Origin of the sequence: Achromobacter spanius, assembly GCF_003994415.1 — a bacterium.
GTDB lineage: Bacteria > Pseudomonadota > Gammaproteobacteria > Burkholderiales > Burkholderiaceae_B > Achromobacter > Achromobacter spanius_C.
In genome coordinates, this window is the sequence record NZ_CP034689.1 from 2443373 (window position 1) to 2460074 (window position 16702).

At 65.6% G+C, this 16702-nt stretch carries 16 protein-coding genes; 9 read left to right on the forward strand and 7 right to left on the reverse strand.

All coding sequences use genetic code 11. The features are described from left to right. The first annotated feature begins 226 nt into the window (after positions 1-226). Both ELS24_RS11380 and ELS24_RS11385 read left to right on the forward strand, forming a co-directional pair. Complete coding sequence (locus ELS24_RS11380) at positions 227-859, forward strand: LysE family translocator (RefSeq protein ID WP_050448019.1); 633 nt, start codon at positions 227-229, stop codon at positions 857-859. After that, positions 859-1155 carry a hypothetical protein gene (locus ELS24_RS11385; protein ID WP_100855228.1) on the forward strand — a complete coding sequence of 99 codons (297 nt, stop codon included), beginning with the start codon at positions 859-861 and terminating at the stop codon, positions 1153-1155. The genes ELS24_RS11380 and ELS24_RS11385 overlap by 1 nt, the downstream gene beginning before the upstream one ends. On the opposite strand, the gene ELS24_RS11390 is transcribed toward ELS24_RS11385, so the two are convergent. After that, positions 1152-2660 carry a PLP-dependent aminotransferase family protein gene (locus ELS24_RS11390; protein WP_127184167.1) on the reverse strand — a complete coding sequence of 503 codons (1509 nt, stop codon included), beginning with the start codon at positions 2658-2660 and terminating at the stop codon, positions 1152-1154. The genes ELS24_RS11385 and ELS24_RS11390 overlap by 4 nt on opposite strands. A 275-nt stretch (positions 2661-2935) precedes the next feature. Here ELS24_RS11390 and ELS24_RS11395 point away from each other — a divergent pair, with 275 nt between their 5' ends. Next, a complete protein-coding gene (locus tag ELS24_RS11395) occupies positions 2936-3664 on the forward strand; it encodes a GNAT family N-acetyltransferase (protein ID WP_050448016.1) in 729 nt (242 codons plus the stop codon). After that, positions 3655-4539, forward strand: a complete 885-nt coding sequence (locus ELS24_RS11400; RefSeq protein WP_127184168.1) for a DMT family transporter — start codon at positions 3655-3657, stop codon at positions 4537-4539. Before ELS24_RS11395 ends, ELS24_RS11400 begins: the two co-directional genes overlap by 10 nt. 550 nt (positions 4540-5089) lie before the next feature. Here ELS24_RS11400 and ELS24_RS11405 read toward each other — a convergent pair. From ELS24_RS11405 to ELS24_RS11420, 4 genes are all read right to left on the reverse strand, one after another. After that, positions 5090-5980, reverse strand: a complete 891-nt coding sequence (locus ELS24_RS11405) for a DMT family transporter (protein WP_127186304.1) — start codon at positions 5978-5980, stop codon at positions 5090-5092. A gap of 188 nt (positions 5981-6168) precedes the next feature. Further along, entirely contained in the window at positions 6169-6504 is a 336-nt protein-coding gene (locus ELS24_RS11410; protein ID WP_006226863.1) for a thioredoxin family protein, read from the reverse strand. A 104-nt stretch (positions 6505-6608) separates the two neighbouring features. Beyond that, on the reverse strand, positions 6609-7904 hold the full coding sequence (locus tag ELS24_RS11415; RefSeq protein WP_127184169.1) for a Zn-dependent hydrolase: 1296 nt from the start codon (positions 7902-7904) through the stop codon (positions 6609-6611). Positions 7905-8018: 114 nt separating this feature from the next. After that, positions 8019-8813, reverse strand: a complete 795-nt coding sequence (locus ELS24_RS11420) for an enoyl-CoA hydratase/isomerase family protein (protein ID WP_127184170.1) — start codon at positions 8811-8813, stop codon at positions 8019-8021. Between the two features lie 137 nt (positions 8814-8950). On the opposite strand from ELS24_RS11420, the gene ELS24_RS11425 reads away from it, so the two are divergent. Continuing rightward, positions 8951-9904: an SDR family oxidoreductase gene (locus tag ELS24_RS11425; RefSeq protein ID WP_127184171.1), complete on the forward strand. Its 954-nt coding sequence runs from the start codon at positions 8951-8953 to the stop codon at positions 9902-9904. Here ELS24_RS11425 and ELS24_RS11430 read toward each other — a convergent pair. Further along, positions 9850-10593 carry a TetR/AcrR family transcriptional regulator gene (locus tag ELS24_RS11430; protein WP_127184172.1) on the reverse strand — a complete coding sequence of 248 codons (744 nt, stop codon included), beginning with the start codon at positions 10591-10593 and terminating at the stop codon, positions 9850-9852. The two genes, ELS24_RS11425 and ELS24_RS11430, sit on opposite strands and share 55 nt — an antisense overlap. 105 nt (positions 10594-10698) lie before the next feature. Between ELS24_RS11430 and ELS24_RS11435 the strand changes: the two genes are divergently transcribed. From ELS24_RS11435 to ELS24_RS11450, 4 genes are all read left to right on the forward strand, one after another. Further along, positions 10699-12321 (forward strand): acyl-CoA synthetase, encoded by a 1623-nt coding sequence (locus tag ELS24_RS11435; protein WP_127184173.1) that lies wholly within the window; start codon positions 10699-10701, stop codon positions 12319-12321. A 143-nt stretch (positions 12322-12464) separates the two neighbouring features. Beyond that, a complete protein-coding gene (locus ELS24_RS11440; RefSeq protein ID WP_050448009.1) occupies positions 12465-14321 on the forward strand; it encodes a phosphoenolpyruvate carboxykinase (GTP) in 1857 nt (618 codons plus the stop codon). Between the two features lie 99 nt (positions 14322-14420). Further along, complete coding sequence (locus ELS24_RS11445; protein WP_127184174.1) at positions 14421-14999, forward strand: PDDEXK nuclease domain-containing protein; 579 nt, start codon at positions 14421-14423, stop codon at positions 14997-14999. Then, on the forward strand, positions 14996-15625 hold the full coding sequence (locus ELS24_RS11450; protein ID WP_050448007.1) for a class I SAM-dependent methyltransferase: 630 nt from the start codon (positions 14996-14998) through the stop codon (positions 15623-15625). The genes ELS24_RS11445 and ELS24_RS11450 overlap by 4 nt, the downstream gene beginning before the upstream one ends. Positions 15626-15661: 36 nt before the next feature. Here the strand turns inward: ELS24_RS11450 and ELS24_RS11455 are convergent, their stop codons facing one another. Beyond that, positions 15662-16531: a pirin family protein gene (locus tag ELS24_RS11455; protein WP_050448006.1), complete on the reverse strand. Its 870-nt coding sequence runs from the start codon at positions 16529-16531 to the stop codon at positions 15662-15664. Between the last annotated feature and the right edge of the window lie 171 nt (positions 16532-16702).

The window sequence follows — 16702 nt, forward strand, 5'->3', positions numbered from 1 at the left end:
TCCAGGTGCTCCGTACAGTCGAACGATTCGGTTCAATGTATCGCTAGCCTGGCACGGTCGTAAAGGCGCGAATGCTGAACGGCAGGCCCTGTCCACGTGGGTGTGGCATCGGCGATACGAGATGAAAGCGGGTTTGGGAACATCAAAAAAATTCCTGTTCCGATACAGTTTTGCGATAACGTGTGCGAATCGATTTTCGACGACACCCGGCGTGCGCCGGCTCAACATGCCTGACCTGACCCATCTTTTGACGTTTGCCCTGGTTTCCCTGGGCATGGTGCTGACCCCCGGCCCGAACATGATCTACCTGGTGTCGCGCTCGATCTCCCAAGGCGCGCGCGCTGGCCTGATTTCGCTGGGCGGCGTGGCGGTCGGGTTCATCTTCTATGTCTGTTGCGCGGCCTTCGGCATCACGGCCTTGCTGCTGACAGTGCCCATGGCCTATGACGCGCTGCGTATCGGCGGCGCCCTGTATCTGCTGTACATGGCCTGGCAGGCCATCCGGCCGGGCGGCCGTTCGCCGTTCCAGGTGCGTGAGCTGCCCAAGAGCAGCGCGCGCACCTTGTTCACGATGGGCCTGGTCACCAACCTGCTCAACCCCAAGATCGCGGTGATGTATGTGTCACTGCTGCCGCAGTTCATCCAGCCCGACCACGGCAGCGTGTTCACGCAGTCGATTGCCTTGGGGATGACGCAAGTGATGATCAGCCTGTCGGTCAATGCCGTCATCGCCATCACCGCGGGCTCCATCGCCGGCTTCCTGGCGGGGCGCCCCTTGTGGATGGTGATACAGCGCTGGCTGATGGGAACCGTGCTGGCCGGCCTGGCCGTGCGCATGCTGATGGACACGCGCCGCTGATGCCCCAGGACGACGGATTTTTCGGGTCGCTGGGCGTCATGCTCGGCGAAGCGCTGCGCGCGGTGGTGGCGGGCATCAAATGGTTGCTGGGTGGTTTGGGCGGCGCCTTGGGCGACTTCTATGGCGGGCTGTCCAAGGCCATGGGCATGAGCCCATCGATATTCAATTTTGTCTTGCTGGTGCTGGGGCTGATGTTCCTGTGGGCCGCCATCAAGGCCTTGCTGCGCCGCTCCATCCTGGGCTTTTTGTTCTGGCTGGTGCTGGCGGTGCTGGTGCTGGGCGGCTTGGTGAATTAGCGGCGTGCCTGGCGCGCAAAGTCCCCCAGCCGTTTGATCATGGTGGGGAAGTGGTCGGCGCTGGTGTTGCCGTAGCCGATGACCAGGCCGTTGTCTTCGGGGCGCGGCGTTATGGCGAACGACGATAGCGCGCTGGGGTTCATGCCCGCTTGCCGCGCCTGCGCCACGATGGCGTGATCCGAAATGTCGGGGGGCAGGCGCACCGTCAGATGCAGCCCGCTGTGCCCGCCCAGCACCTCGTGATTCACGCGCAAATGGGCGGCCAGCGCCTCGCGCAAGGCAGATTGCCGGTCGCGGTACAGTCGCCGCATGCGGCCCAGGTGGCGCGAAAACTGGCCGTTGTCGATGAAGGCGGCCAGGGTCAGTTGTTCCAGCCGATGGCCGCCGCGCAGCATCTCAACGACCGAAGGCAGCGCCGTCTGCGCAAGCGCCTCGGGCAGCACCAGAAAGCCCAGCCGCAAGGCAGGGAACAGCGTCTTGCTGAAGGTGCCCACGTACAGCACGGGCGCGTTGGACACCAGCCCCTGCATGGCGGCGATGGGTTCGCCCTGATGGCGGAATTCGCTGTCGTAATCGTCTTCGATGATCCATGCGCCCGCGCGCCGCGCGCGTTCCAGCAAGTCCAGCCTGCGCGCCACCGACAGCACGGCGCCCGTGGGGTATTGGTGCGTGGGCGTGGTCTGGATCAGGCGCGGCGGTTGCGTGCGCCAGGCGTCTTCGGGGATGACGATGCCGTCGGCGTCCACACGCATGGCCACCACGCTCAGATCACCAGCATGAAAGGCCGACTTGGCGCCGCGATAGCCGGGGTCTTCCAGCCAGGCCGTGTCGCCCGGGTTGGTCAGCAATTGCACGCACAAGGCCAAGGCGCCTTGGGCGCCTTCGGTGATGATGATGCGCGAGGCGTCGCAGTGCACGCCCCGCGACACGCGCAGATACTGGGCGATGGCTTCGCGCAGCGCGGGTTCACCTATCGGGTGGCCGTAGCCCAGCGTGGCGGCGGGCGCGGCGTGCAGGGCGCGCTCTTGCGCACGGCGCCAGGCGTTCAGGGGAAATTGGGTCAGGGCCGGCGTGCCCGGCGTCAGCGGCAGCGAGCTGTCGCTGGGCGCGCGCGTGGCCACAATGCGCGACAGGCGCGTGGCGGTGGCCGGAGCAGGGGGCAAGGCGCGCTTGGCGGTGCGGGCCGCTGAAGGCAGGCGAGCCGTGGACAAGGACGCCGACAGCGGCGCCGACAGGGGAGCAACGCGCGTGCCCTGGCGGTCGGCAACGACATAGCCTTCGGCCGTCAATTGCTCATAGGCGATCAGCACCGTGTTGCGCGAAATGGCCAGGTCTTCGGACAGCGAGCGCGACGATGGCAGCTTGCCGCCGGCCGGCAATTGTCCGGCCAGGATGGCTTGCTTCAAGCGCTGAATAAGCTGACGCTGGCGGGGCAGCGCGCCGGGGCCACGCGCAAGCGGGCTGGATAGCAGGGCGCTGTCGGCGGGAATGTTCGGGCTTGGCATTTGGGTTGGTGTTTGGGTTGGCATTTGTATTGGCGCCGGGCTTGACGCTTGCGATGGAGCCTGGGCTGGTACGTGCAATGGCATCTGCGATGGCGCCGGGGTTGGTACTTGCGCCGCTGCCTGCGTCGGTGCCTGTGCTGGCATATTCATGGCCCCATTAAATTCCGCAGACGTGGTGCTTTTTATGATGCCACGATTCCGATATCGTGAGGCCATGCGTGTTGCGTCCGCCACGGTCGGCGGCGCGCGCTTACCCCTTGATGAGGCCCCGCCGCATGCCACCCCGCGTCAATGCTTTCCAACAACCCATCGGCCCCGACGTACCCGGCTGGACGCCGCGCCCGCGGCCCCCGCTGACCCCGATCACCGGCCGCTACTGCCGGCTGGAACCGCTGTCCGCCGAACGTCATGCGGCGGACTTGTACCGGGCTTTCAGCCAAGCGCCGGACGATAGCGACTGGACCTACATGGGCGTCGGCCCCTTCGCCGACGAAGCCGCGTACCGCGCCTTTGCCGAAGCCGCCCAGGCGGGCAACGATCCGCTGCATCACGCCATCATCGACCTGGAAACGGGTCGGGCCATCGGCACGCTGGCCTTGATGCGCATCGACCCGGCCAATGGCGTCATCGAGGTCGGCTTCGTGTCGTTCTCGCGCCAGCTCAAGCGCACCCGCATCGCTACCGAAGCGCAGTTCCTGCTGATGCGCCGCGCGTTCGACGAGCTGGGTTACCGCCGCTACGAATGGAAGTGCGACAGCCTGAACGCGCCGTCGCGCCAGGCCGCCGCAAGGCTGGGGTTCCAGTTTGAAGGTGTCTTCCGCCAAGCGACGATCTACAAGGGCCGTAGCCGTGACACGGCGTGGTTCTCGATCATCGATAGCGAATGGCCAGCGTTGCGCGCCGCTTACGAGCGCTGGCTGGATCCCGCGAATTTCGACGAGCAAGGCAAGCAGCGCCAGGGGCTGTCCGAACTGACCGCCATGGAAAAAGCCGCGTGCGCCTGATCCCGGTGGCGTTGGCCCTGTTCTGGGGTTTGAACTGGCCGGCGGTGAAGATCATCTTGGCGATCTTCCCGCCGTTTACGCTGCGCGTGCTGGGGCTGGGCAGCGGCGCCATCCTGTTGCTGCTGCTGGCGCGCACGAAACGGTTGGCGTTGCTGCCGCCGCGCGATTCCTGGCCAGGCATTGTTGTCGGCGGCGTGCTGGCCGTGGCCGTCTTCAATCTGGCGGTGGCCTGGGCGCAGCTCAGCACCAGCACGTCGCGCGCGGCGGTGCTGACCTTCACCATGCCCATGATGTCGGCGGTGCTGGCGTGGCTGGTCCTCGGCGAACGCCTGGACCGGCGTCGCGGGCTGGCCTTGACGCTGGGGGCGATAGGCGTGGCGATCCTGGCGTGGCCCGTGCTGCACGCGGTGTTCGCGGACCACGATCTGGCGGCAACCAAGGGTTTGATCTTTCCGCTGGTGGCGGCGTTCGGCTGGGCGGCCGGTACCGTCTATCTGAAGCGCTGGCCCGTGAACGGGCATCGCATCGTCATCACGGCATGGCAACTGGCCGTAGGCGCCGCCTGCGCGCTGACCGGTGTGTTGATCGCGGGTGAGTCGTTTCCCACCCAGGGTTGGAACGGTCGCATCGTGGCGGCGCTGTCCTTCCACATCATTCTGGGCACCGCGGTGGCGTATTGGCTGTGGTTTGTGCTGAGCGAGCGCGTCAGCGCCACGGTCGCGGCGTTGACGACATTGATGGTGCCGGTGGTAGGCGTGCTGGGCGCAATGGCCCTGGTCGGTGACAGACCCGGCGCGGCCGACTGGTGGGGATTCGCATTCGTGCTGGCGGGCGCGGCGTTGATCGTGTTGAACCTGGGGCGCGGGCGTGGCTGAGCGAGATGGGTTACGTGCGCTGGACGGCAGTCCCCCGGTGCGTAGCGTCTCGCACTCCACCCATCCTACGAACGTCCACCCGTACGATGGCCCGTAGGATGGGTGAAGCGCGGCAAGACCGGCACAAGAACGCCCCCACAAATCGCGCGCAACCCATCACCAACCGTCGCCCGTAGGATGGGTGAAGCGCGGCAAGACCGGCGCAAGAACACCCCCGCCAATCGCGCGCAACCCATCACCAACCGTCGCCCGTAGGATGGGTGAAGCGCGGCAAGACCGGCGCAAGAACACCCCCGCCAATCGCGCGCAACCCATCACCAACCGTCGCCCGTAGGATGGGTGAAGCGCGGCAAGACCGACGCAAGAACCCCCCCACGAATCGCGCGCAACCCATCACCAACCGTCGCCCGTAGGATGGGTGAAGCGCGGCAAAACCGACGCAAGAACCCCCCACAAATTGCGCGCAACCCATCACCAACCGTCGCCCGTAGGATGGGTGAAGCGCGGAAAAACCGGCGCAAGAACACCTCCGAAAATCGCGCGCAACCCATCACCCCCGCCGTCTACGCACCCACTCCCTGACCATTTCACCGCCACTCACCAGCGTGATGCCGATCAGCACCAGCACGGTCCCAACAGCGAACCCGGGGTCCAGCGGCTCATCAAGAATCAGCACGCCGAAGCTCACGCCAAACAACGGCGTCATGAATGACAGGATCGACAATCGCGATGCCAGATACCTGCGCAAGAGCCAGAACCACGCCAGATAACTCGACAGCGCCACCACCACGGATTGAAACGCAACGCTCAGGATGGCGGCTTGGGTTGCGTGGATGACATGCTGGCCTGTGGCCGCGGCATAGGCCAGCAGGCCGACTGCCGCAACCGCCATTTGATACAGCAGCGTCTTGGACGGCGCGGCCTCTGACAGCGATGTTGCGCGGATGGCGACGGTGGTGGCCCCCCACAGCAGGCCGGCCGCCAAACCCATCGCGTCGCCCAGCAGCATGTTGGGGGCGCCGGCCGCCGCTTGTGACGCATCGCCCTTGACCAGGAACGCGACCGCGATGCCGCCGAACGCCACCGCCACGCCCAACCATTGCAGCGGTTGCATGCGTTCTTCGGGCAGCAGCCAGTGCAGGCCCAGCGCGGCGAAGATGGGCGCCGTGTACAGGAACACTGACATATGCGATGCCGTGGTGTGCAGCAGCCCTTGCGCCACGAAGAGAAATTCGCCCGCGAACAGCAGCCCTACGATCAACCCGGGCAGCGCCGTGCCGTCGCGCACGGCGCGCAAGCCTTCGGCTCGCCACACCACCACGCCGAGCACCAGCGCAGCGAAGGTCGAGCGCAGGCCGATCTGCATGATTGGGGCAATGTCGGCCGCGACCAGCTTGATGGCAATCTGTTGAAACCCCCAGCACACGCACAGCAACAGCATGCCGGTGGTGGCCAGCGCGTCCAGCGGCAGGCGCAAGGGTTTTGAAGCCGGGGCCGGGTCAGGGGAAGACCCGGGAGCAAACCCGGAACCAACGCCAGAAGCAGACCCGGCAGTCGCCCCAGAAGTCGACTCAGAAGTCGCCCCAGAAGTCGACTCAGAAGTCGACTCAGAAGCAGGCACTCGCGTGCTCACGGCAGTTCGGCGGGATAGCTGTCCAGCGCCAGGCCGATCTGTTGGCGCAGGTCCCATTCGGCCAGCGTGGATTGCACCGGACCGAAGAACGCGCCATCGCGCGTGACGAACATGGCGGGCAGGTGAAAGACTTCGTAGCGTTCCACCAGGCCGCGGTTGTCGCCCGCATCCACCCAACACACGCGCTCCACCGGCAGTTCCAGCGCGGGCAACTGTTCGCGCGCGATGCGGCAGGTGCCGCAGGTGCGGCTATGGAAGACCAGCAGCGTAAGACCAGGGGCGTCCAGCAGGAAGCGGTCGGCGGTGCTGTCGTTGAGTTCTATCTGTTCCATGGCGTATCAAATCCGGGGCAGGGCAGCGAGGCAAGGCAGCCATTATGGCAGCGCGCCGCCCCGGTGCCGCCGATAACCTCGGGGGCGAGATGGACGGGCGCTGTTCAGGTGCCGCGCAGCACCCGGTCCAGTTCCAACACCGATTGGTACAACACCCGCGTGCCGTCCAGCAACTGTGCCGGTTCAATCCATTCTTCCGGGCAATGGCTGCGGCCGTTCAGGCATGGGATGAAGATCATGCCGATGGGGCCGGTGGGCGCCATGTAGACGGCATCGTGGCCGGCGCCGCTGGGCAGGCGCATCGACGCGTAGCCCAATTGGTCGGCCGCGGCCTTGACGGCATCCATCACCAAGGGCGAGCAGTCGGTGGGCTGGGCGCGGCTCAATGCCGTGAAGCCCGCCGTCAAGCGCAAGGCCTTCAGGTCGCTGGCCACGCCGGCCATCAGTGTTTCGGGGAAGGTGTCCAGCACCGCGTTGCTATCGCTGCGCACTTCCAGCGTCATCTCCACGCGCCCCGGCACCGCGTTCGCGGCGTTGGGTGTCATCGACAGCCGGCCCACGGTGGCCACCACGTAATGCGGGTTGCCGCTGGCGGCGCTGGCCTGGCGGCTGGCCGCGTCGATGATGCGGGCGGCGCCCACCAGGGCATCGCGGCGGATGTCCATGGGCGTGGTGCCGGCGTGGTCGGGCTGGCCTTCCACCACGATCTGCACGCGGCGAATGCCCACGATGTTGGTCACCACGCCAATAGGCAGGTTGCGGCTTTCCAGCACGGGGCCTTGTTCGATATGCAGTTCGACGAACGCGGCGGTGCCCCCGGGACCGCGCAGCGGCGCGTTCAGCGCGGCGGGGTCCCCGCCGATACGCGCGATGCCTTGCGCCAGCGATTCGCCGTCGGGGTTACAGGCGGCCAACATGTCAGCCGTGAGCTGGCCGCTGAGCGCGCGGCTGCCCACGCAGGAAATTCCGTAGTCGCTGGGTTCTTCGGACAGGAAGTCGATGACTTCAAACGAGTGCGCCAGTTCGATGCCGTGCTCTTGCAGCGTGTGCGCGACTTCAATGCCGGCCAGCACGCCGATGATGCCGTCAAAGCGGCCCCCGGCCATGACCGTGTCGCAATGCGAGCCGGTGGCGATGGGTTTGCGCAAGGGGTCGCGGCCAGCGCGGGTGCCGACCAGGTTGCCGCCCGCATCCAGCCGAGTCGCCAGGCCCGCGGCTTCGAATTCGCCGCGCAACCAGGCGCGCGCGTCATCGAACAGCGGCGAAAAAGCGCGGCGCGTCCAGGGGACGTCGGGCAGGGTGAACTGGGACAAGGCTTCAACGCGGGCCCACAGACGCTCGGCGTTGAGCGGCGGGAAGGCGGGGGAGGAGGCGGGGGCGGGGGAAGTCGGATGCGGCATGAAAAATTCCTGAAGATGCGCCAGGGATTATGTCATGCATGCAAGTGGCGTCCTGCTAGGGGGTGACCTATTCAGCCCGCTGCGGGCTTTGCAACGCCGCCTGGCAACCCCGCCTCAAGAACCGCGCCGCCAAGACGGTTCGCGCTTTTCCAGAAAGGCCGCCACACCTTCGCGCGCTTCGTCGGTGCTGCGGCAGGCCGCAATGCGTTCGACCGTGTCGGCGATCAGCGCGGCGTTGATGGGGGCGCCGGCAAAGTCGCGCACCAGCCGCTTGCTGGCCTTGACCGCGTCGGGACCATTGGCGCAAAGCGTGCGGCACACGGCGTCGACCACCTCGCCCAACTGGTCGGCGGGCACGACGTCATGCAGTAATCCGAGGCGCAGTGCGGTGGCGGCATCAAACCGCTCGGCGGTCAGAAAGTAGCGATTGGCGGCGCGTTCGCCCATGGCGCGGATCACGTAAGGGCTGATGGTGGCCGGCAGCAGCCCCAGGCGGGTCTCCGACAGGCAGAAGTGCGCGCTGTCGGCCGCGATGGCGATGTCGCAGGCCGACAGCAAGCCCATGCCGCCCGCATAGGCGTCGCCGTTCACGCACGCCACCACCGGTTTTGAACACGCCCAGATGGTGTGCAGCATGTTCGCCAACCGGGTGGCGTCGGCGCGGTTGTCCGCGTCGGTATGCGTGGCCATCTTGCGCATCCAGTTCAGGTCGCCGCCCGCGCAAAACGCCTTGCCGGCGCCGGTCAGCAGCAGCACGCGCACGTCGGGGTCTTGCTCGGCTTGCCGGACGGCGTGCGTCAATGCGGCGATAAGGGCCTCGTCGAAAGCGTTGCGCATGTCAGGCCGGTTCAGCGTCAGGCGGGCGATGGCGCCGTCGCGCGCGACGTCCAGCGGGGCGTTTGCAGTCATGCCAGTCTCCTGTTTCTTTGAATGGTGCTCAATAAATAAGAGGAATTCAGTCAGAAGATTCTATGGGTAAATCCTCCTGGCTAGGATGTGTTGATTGTAAATATTGAGTTATCCTCAAAAAAATTCCGGAGCGAACCATGGACCCCAAGGCAAACCACAATGCGGCCCCTCAACCGGGCGGCGACACCGCCACTGCCCGCTACGCCTCGGTCTTTCGGCCGGGCCTGTTTGACGGCAAGACCCTGGTGGTGACGGGCGGCGGCAGCGGCTTGGGCCGTTGCACCGCGCACGAGCTTGCGTCGTTGGGCGCGAACCTGGCGCTGGTGGGGCGCAAGCCGGAAAAGCTGGAAGCGGCAAGCGCGGAAATCGTGCGCATCTATCCGGAAGCAGCAGGGCGCATCAGCCTGCACGCCTGCGATATCCGCGACGAAGCCGGCGTGCGCGGCACGGTGGCCGATGTGCTGGCGCGCCATGGCGCCGTCGACGGTCTGTTCAATTGCGCGGGCGGGCAGTTTCCCGCGCCGTTGGACCGCATCAGCTTGAATGGCTGGAACGCCGTGGTGCAAAACAATCTGCACGGCACCTTCCTGATGGCGCGCGAGGTCTACACGCAGCATATGCGCCAGCACGGCGGGGCCATCGTGAACATGCTGGCCGACATCTGGGGCGGCATGCCGGGCATGGGGCATTCGGGCGCGGCGCGCGCCGGCGTGTGGAACCTGACCGAAACCGCGGCCTGCGAATGGGCGCATGCGGGTGTGCGGGTGAACGCGGTGGCGCCCGGTTGGATCGCGTCCAGCGGCATGGACAGTTACGACGACAACTACCGCGCGGTGCTGCGCGAATTGAAAACCAAGGTGCCGCTGCAACGCTTCGGCACCGAGGCCGAGCTGGCGGCGGCGGTGGTGTTCCTGCTGTCGCCCGCGTCCGCCTTCATCAACGGCTCGGTCATTCGCGTGGACGGCGGCGTGCCTAACGCCCGCCATTCCTGGACCTTGCAACCGGCCGAACGCGGCGAGGTCTACAACGGCTTTCCTCAGTACGTGCCGCCATCCTTGTTTGCGGAACCGTCCGATTCTTCCGCGGCCTGAAGCCGATGCAGCGCGTCGCGCACTTCGCCGCGAAAGCGGGCCAGCGCCAGCGCATGCTGGCGCGGGGGTTGCAAGGCCTGCCACAAAAAGCCGACCAGTTGCTCGGCAGTGACGGCCACGTCCACGCGCGCGCCACGCAGAATGGCGTCCCACAGCACGTGCTCCATCGGCCCGTACACGGTAGAACGCAGCAGACGCAACGGCATGTCTTGCCGGATGTCGCCATCCGCTTGCCCCTGGGCCAGAATACGCATCAGCGGCGCGGTATAGCGGCGCTGCAAACCGGCGTAGATCTCACCGAAATCGTCGTTGCGCGCACGGCCTTCCGACAGGATGAACGCACACAGCCCCGGCCCTTCGGCCAGCAGATGCCGCAAGTGTGTATGCACCAGATAGTGCAATTGCGCACGCGCGCCCTGCACATGCGGCAGGTTGTCTTCCACTTTGGCGATGATTTCGTCATACCAATCGCTGATCACCCGCACGCACAGTTCCCGCTTGCCGCCGAAGTACGTAAAGATGGTGGCTTCGGACACGCCCAGCCGCTGGGCAATCTCGGTGGTCGTGGCGGCCTGGAACCCGGCTTCGGAAAAGACCTGGCGGGCCATGTGCAGAATGTCGCGGATGCGTTGCTCGGACTTGGCGCTGGCCGGCGGGCGGCGGGTCGGGACGACGGGGGTTTTTTCCATGCGGACGGCAACAGGGCGGTGGGGCGGAGCTTATTATTGAGCCAGGGTCAAGCAAGTTGAGCAAGCCCTGGATGATCCATACATAACAACATCAGAGACAAAACCATGCTGTCCCGAGCCGAATCCTACAAGCAGCTTGTGTCCCAATTCCAATGGCAGGTGCCGGAATTCTTCAACATTGGCGTGGACGCTTGCGACAAATGGGCCGACGGCAGCGGCCGCCTGGCCCTGATCTTCGAAAAAAGCGACGGCGCGCAAACGCGCTATTCGTTCGACGACATCAAGGCGCAATCCAACCGCCTGGCGCATAGCCTGACACGCCACGGCGTAGCGCGCGGCGACCGCGTGGCCGTGTACCTGCCGCAAGCGCCTGAAACCGCGGTCACGCATATTGCGGTCTACAAGATGGGTGCGGTGGCGGTGCCGCTGTTCACGCTGTTCGGCGTGGACGCCATCCAGTTCCGCCTGGCCAACAGCGGCGCGGTGGCGCTGGTGACGGACACCGAAGGCTGCCGAAAACTGCGCGAGATACGCGCCAGCCTGCCGGACTTGAAGGTCGTGTATTGCATCGATGGCGACGGCGAGGAGGGCACTGTGCCGTTTCACGCGGTCTTGGCAGAAGAGTCGGACGACTACACGCCGGTGAACACCGCCGCCGACGACCCCGCCGTGATCATCTACACGTCGGGGACCACGGGCAAGCCCAAGGGCGCGCTGCACGCGCACCGCGTCCTGCTGGGCCACCTGCCGGGCGTGGAGATGTCGCACGAATTCTTTCCCGAAAATGCCGCCCTGATGTGGACGCCCGCCGACTGGGCCTGGATCGGCGGCCTGCTGGACGTGTTGCTGCCGGCCTGGCACCACGGCGTGCCGGTGCTGGCCCGGCGCTTTGAAAAATTCGACGGCACGTCGGCGTTGGAATTGATGGCGCGCCACGGCGTCACCCACACCTTCCTGCCGCCCACCGCGCTGAAGATGATGCGCGGCTCGGCCTACCCGGAAGGCGCCGGCCCGCTGGCGCTGCGCTCGGTGGCCAGCGGTGGCGAATCTCTGGGCGCCGAACTGATCGACTGGGGCCGCCGCGTGCTGGGGGTGACCATCAACGAGTTCTACGGCCAGACCGAATGCAACATGCTGGTGTCGTCGTGCTCGTCACTGTTCGACCCGGAAATCGGGTCGATCGGCCGCGCGGCGCCGGGGCATCGCGTGTTTATTGTGGATGACCAGGGCGTTGAAGTGGCCGATGGACAAGAGGGCAACATCGGCGTACTGCGGCCCGACCCCGTCATGTTCCTGGGCTACTGGAACAACCCCGACGCCACCGCCGAGAAATTCGTGGGCGACACCCTGCTGACCGGCGACCTGGGCGTGCGCGATGCGCGCGGCTTCATCCGCTTCGTGGGCCGCAACGACGACGTCATCACCAGCGCCGGCTACCGCATCGGCCCCGCGCCCATCGAGGACTGCCTGATCGGCCACCCGGCCGTGCGCATGGCCGCGGTGGTGGGCGTGCCCGACGAACAACGCACCGAAATCGTCATGGCGTATGTGGTGCTGAACGATGGCTTCGACGGCGACGAGGCCTTGGTCAAGGCCTTGCAGGCGCATGTGCGCACCCGCCTGGCCGCGCACGAATACCCGCGCGCCATTCGCTTTGTAACCAGTTTGCCAACCACCGCCACCGGCAAGATCATCCGTCGAGAGTTGCGCGACGGCAGCTACCGTTGAGCTCGTCTCAACCCGTGACAATCTCGTCCATGTGGATGGGTTGACGGGTTGCCCGGCGCTGCAAGTATGATGGCGCAAATTACATACGGCCCCACGCAATCGGGGCCGTATCACCATTTGTCTAAAGCATGGAGATAGCCCCAATGAATAAGCCATTGGATGGGGGTTTGGCTGCGTTGAACGTGCCTGCCTACGTCAAGCATCGCGGCCTGATCGACTGGGTAGCCAGTTTTGTTGCGCTGGCCAAACCGGATCACGTCGTATGGTGCGACGGCTCGCAAGAAGAATACGACCGCCTGTGCGAACAAATGGTCCAGGCCGGCACGATGCGCAGGCTCAACCCCGCCAAGCGGCCCAATTCCTTCCTGGCCTGCTCGGACCCGTCCGACGTGGCGCGCGTGGAAGACCGTACCTTCATCTGTTCCGACCGGCCCGAAGACGCCGGCCCCACCAACAACTGGGCCGATCCGGCCGAGATGCGCGATACGCTCAACGGCCTGTTCGACGGCGCCATGCGTGGCCGCACGCTGTACGTGGTGCCGTTCTCGATGGGCCCGTTGGGTTCGGACATCGCCCACATCGGCGTCGAACTGTCCGACAGCCCCTACGTGGCCGTGAACATGCGCATCATGACGCGCATGGGCAAGCAGGTGTACGACGTGCTGGGCACCGATGGCGACTTCGTTCCCTGTGTGCATTCCGTGGGCAAGCCGCTGGCGGCGGGCGAGGCCGACGTGGCCTGGCCGTGCAACCCCACCAAGTACATCGTGCACTTCCCCAAGAGCCGCGAAATCTGGAGCTTCGGTTCCGGCTATGGCGGCAATGCGCTGCTGGGCAAGAAATGCTTCGCCTTGCGTATTGCGTCCACCATGGGGCGCGACCAGGGCTGGCTGGCCGAACACATGCTGATCCTGGGCGTGACCTCGCCCAAGGGCCGCAAGTACCACGTGGCCGCGGCGTTCCCCTCGGCCTGCGGCAAGACCAACTTCGCCATGCTGATTCCGCCGCAAGGCATGGACGGCTGGAAGGTCACCACCATCGGCGACGACATCGCCTGGATCAAGCCCGGCCCCGACGGCCGCCTGCACGCCATCAATCCGGAAGCCGGCTATTTCGGCGTGGCTCCGGGCACCAGCGAGCAGACCAACTTCAACGCCATGGCCACCTTGAAGGCCAACGTCATCTTCACCAACGTGGCGCTGACCGATGATGGCGACGTCTGGTGGGAAGGCATGACCGACACGCCGCCCGCGCACCTGATCGACTGGCAGGGCCAGGACTGGACGCCCGCCATCGCCCGCGAAACCGGGCGCAAGGCCGCGCACCCGAATGCGCGCTTCACCGCGCCGGCCGCGCAATGCCCGTCCATCGACCCCGAATGGGAAAACCCCAAGGGCGTGGTCATCGACGCCTTCATCTTCGGCGGCCGCCGCTCCACCACCGTGCCGCTGGTGACCGAAGCGCGCAACTGGGTCGAAGGCGTGTACATGGCCGCCACCATGGGGTCGGAAACCACCGCCGCCGCCGTGGGGCAGCAGGGCGTGGTGCGCCGCGACCCCTTCGCCATGCTGCCGTTCTGCGGCTACAACATGAGCGACTACTTCAACCACTGGCTCAAGCTGGGCAAGCAACTGGAAGCCACCGGCGCCACCTTGCCGCGCATCTACTGCGTGAACTGGTTCCGCAAGGGTCCCGACGGCAAGTTCGTCTGGCCGGGCTTTGGTGAAAACATGCGCGTGCTGCGCTGGATGCTGGGCCGCATCGACGGCGAATCCAAGGGCGTGGACCAAGTGTTTGGCGTATCGCCCAGCTACCAGGACATCGACTGGACCGGCCTGGAGTTCACGCCGGACAAATTCGAACAGGTCATGTCGGTGGACGCGGACGCCTGGCGCGATGAACTGGCGCTGCACCATGAATTGTTCGGCCAGTTGTCGCAAGGCTTGCCCGAAGACCTGCCGGCTACCAAGACCAAGATTGAAGGGCGCCTGGCCGCCTGAGCGCTGATTTGGTCCGATAAGCCCGCGTGCTCTGTAGGCGCGCGGGCTTTTCTATTTCATGATGGCGCTCTTGACTCGGCTAACTGAGGAGTTGTCGTCGTGGCGAAATGGAATCTGGACCAAATCGGGAGCGAATCGTGGGGCGAATCCTGGGGCCGGCCGCAGGCCGAACCGCGCGGGGCGGCGTTGCATCGCCGTGGCCAGGATGGCGACCTGCAACTGGCCGTGGTCCGCGACATGGAGTCCTTCCTGCTGGAGCTGGACATCGGCTTTGCCTTCATTGCCCGGCAGAAGCGCATTCCCGCTGACGGCGATGACGGCTGCCTGGACCTGCTGTTCTACCACCGCAAGCTAGGCCGGCTGGTGGCGTTTGATTTGAAGGTGGATGAATTCAGGGTGGCCTACAAAGGGCAGATGGAACGCCACCTGCATTGGCTGAACAATTTCGAACGCCAGCCCGATGAAGCCGCGCCCTTGGGCATCATTGTCTGCGCGGGCAAGCAGACCGAGCAGATTGAATTGCTGGAACTGGACAAAGACGGCATACGCGTGGCGCAATACCTGGCCGACTTGCCGCCACGCGCGGTGCTGGCGCAACGGCTGCAACAGGCGGCCAGGCGGGCGCGTTCGCGGATCGAGCAGCGCGCAATGCACGAACGAGGCACAATCCATCCATGAAACTCGACCCGGAAGACCTGGCCAAGATCACTGCTTTGACCTTGGCGAATTATGAAGAGAATGCGGCGGCCTTCGAGGCCGGCACCCGCGCGCATGACGTCAGCCAGAACGTGGCCGCCTTATTGCGTCACATCCAGGGGGCACCTCCCTTCGACCTGCTGGACCTGGGTTGCGGCCCCGGCCGCGACTTGAAGACGTTCGCGGCGCTGGGCCATCGGCCGGTGGGGCTGGACGGCACGCCCAGCTTTGTCGAGATGGCGCGCGCCGCCTCTGGCTGCGAGGTCTGGCACCAGGACTTCCTGCAACTGTCCCTACCGCCGGAGCGCTTTGACGGTGTGTTTGCCAACGCCGTGCTGTTCCATGTACCCGGCCAGGAATTGCCGCGCGTGTTGCGCGACCTTTGGGCCACGTTGCGCCCGGGCGGCGTGCTGTTCTGCTCCAATCCGCGAGGCGGCAACCAGGAAGGCTGGAATCGCGGGCGCTACGGCGCTTACCACGATCTGGACGGCTGGCGTTCGCTGATGACGCAGGCTGGCTTTGACGAGCTTGAACACTATTACCGGCCTGACGGCCTGCCACGCGAACAACAGCCGTGGCTGGCGAGCGTGTGGCGGCGAGTCGGCTAGAGGGCAGGGCGAGCGGGCGCTTCAACCCCAATACCGTCAGTGCATCTGCCCGTAGCGGCCGGCGTTGAAGTCCTGGATGGCTTCGATGATTTCGGCTTGCGTGTTCATCACGAAGGGGCCGTAACCCACCACCGGTTCGCTGATCGGCTCGCCGCTCAATACCAGGAACACCGCGTCGTTGTTGGCTTCGACGGTGATGTCTTCGCCATCCTGGGAGAACAGCGCCAACTGCGCATCGCGCGCTACCGACTCGCCATTGATCAGCACCGTGCCGCGCAGCATCACCAGCATGCTGTTGCGGCCCGCCTCGATCGGAAAGCTTGCCGACTTGCCGGCATTCAGGCGCACGTCCCACACGTCCATGGGCGTAAAGGTGCGTGCTGGGCCGGCCAAGCCCGCGAAGTGGCCCGCGATCACCCGCACACTGCCGGCGCCATCGGGCAGGGCGGCGGTGGGAATGTCCGCGTTCAGAATGCTCTGGTAGCCCGCCGCCGCGGTCTTGTCCTTGGCCGGCAGGTTGACCCATAGCTGCACCATTTCCAGTTCACCGCCTGAACGCGTGAACGCCGGCGAGTGGAATTCTTCGTGCAGGATGCCCGACGCCGCCGTCATCCATTGCACGTCGCCGGGGCCGATGACGCCGCCGTTGCCGGTGGAGTCGCGATGCTCGACTTCGCCGCTGTAGACGATGGTGACGGTTTCAAAGCCGCGATGAGGGTGCTGGCCCACGCCGCGCGGGTGCTCGGCCGGCTCGAACCTGGCCGGGCCGGCGTAATCCAGCAGCAAAAAGGGGCTGACATTCTTGATCTTGTCGTTGTCGTGATACGAGAACATCGAGCGCACGGGGAACCCGTCGCCCACCCAGTGGGGGCGCGGAGCAGCGTGCAGGCCGAGGATCTTCTTCATGGCATCTAATTCCTATTGCGCGGCCCCTTCGGGGCCGTTCGTCATGGGGGTAAAGATAGGGGCGGAACAAGGATTCAGTAGTACCGGATTCTGATAAGGACTGTTCCATGAATCGGACGATTACCGGCTCTGGCTGCCGGGGCGACCGAGTGCGGTGAGACCGCATTGATC

What these genes read in the sequence shown, in the direction of transcription:
- ELS24_RS11380 (WP_050448019.1), top strand. Translation starts at nt 227, where the DNA reads ATGCCTGACCTGACCCATCTTTTGACGTTTGCCCTGGTTTCCCTGGGC.
- ELS24_RS11385 (WP_100855228.1), top strand. Translation starts at nt 859, where the DNA reads ATGCCCCAGGACGACGGATTTTTCGGGTCGCTGGGCGTCATGCTCGGC.
- ELS24_RS11390 (WP_127184167.1), bottom strand. Translation starts at nt 2,660, where the DNA reads ATGCCAAGCCCGAACATTCCCGCCGACAGCGCCCTGCTATCCAGCCCG.
- ELS24_RS11395 (WP_050448016.1), top strand. Translation starts at nt 2,936, where the DNA reads ATGCCACCCCGCGTCAATGCTTTCCAACAACCCATCGGCCCCGACGTA.
- ELS24_RS11405 (WP_127186304.1), bottom strand. Translation starts at nt 5,980, where the DNA reads ATGCTGTTGCTGTGCGTGTGCTGGGGGTTTCAACAGATTGCCATCAAG.
- ELS24_RS11410 (WP_006226863.1), bottom strand. Translation starts at nt 6,504, where the DNA reads ATGGAACAGATAGAACTCAACGACAGCACCGCCGACCGCTTCCTGCTG.
- ELS24_RS11415 (WP_127184169.1), bottom strand. Translation starts at nt 7,904, where the DNA reads ATGCCGCATCCGACTTCCCCCGCCCCCGCCTCCTCCCCCGCCTTCCCG.
- ELS24_RS11420 (WP_127184170.1), bottom strand. Translation starts at nt 8,813, where the DNA reads ATGACTGCAAACGCCCCGCTGGACGTCGCGCGCGACGGCGCCATCGCC.
- ELS24_RS11425 (WP_127184171.1), top strand. Translation starts at nt 8,951, where the DNA reads ATGGACCCCAAGGCAAACCACAATGCGGCCCCTCAACCGGGCGGCGAC.
- ELS24_RS11430 (WP_127184172.1), bottom strand. Translation starts at nt 10,593, where the DNA reads ATGGAAAAAACCCCCGTCGTCCCGACCCGCCGCCCGCCGGCCAGCGCC.
- ELS24_RS11435 (WP_127184173.1), top strand. Translation starts at nt 10,699, where the DNA reads ATGCTGTCCCGAGCCGAATCCTACAAGCAGCTTGTGTCCCAATTCCAA.
- ELS24_RS11440 (WP_050448009.1), top strand. Translation starts at nt 12,465, where the DNA reads ATGAATAAGCCATTGGATGGGGGTTTGGCTGCGTTGAACGTGCCTGCC.
- ELS24_RS11450 (WP_050448007.1), top strand. Translation starts at nt 14,996, where the DNA reads ATGAAACTCGACCCGGAAGACCTGGCCAAGATCACTGCTTTGACCTTG.
- ELS24_RS11455 (WP_050448006.1), bottom strand. Translation starts at nt 16,531, where the DNA reads ATGAAGAAGATCCTCGGCCTGCACGCTGCTCCGCGCCCCCACTGGGTG.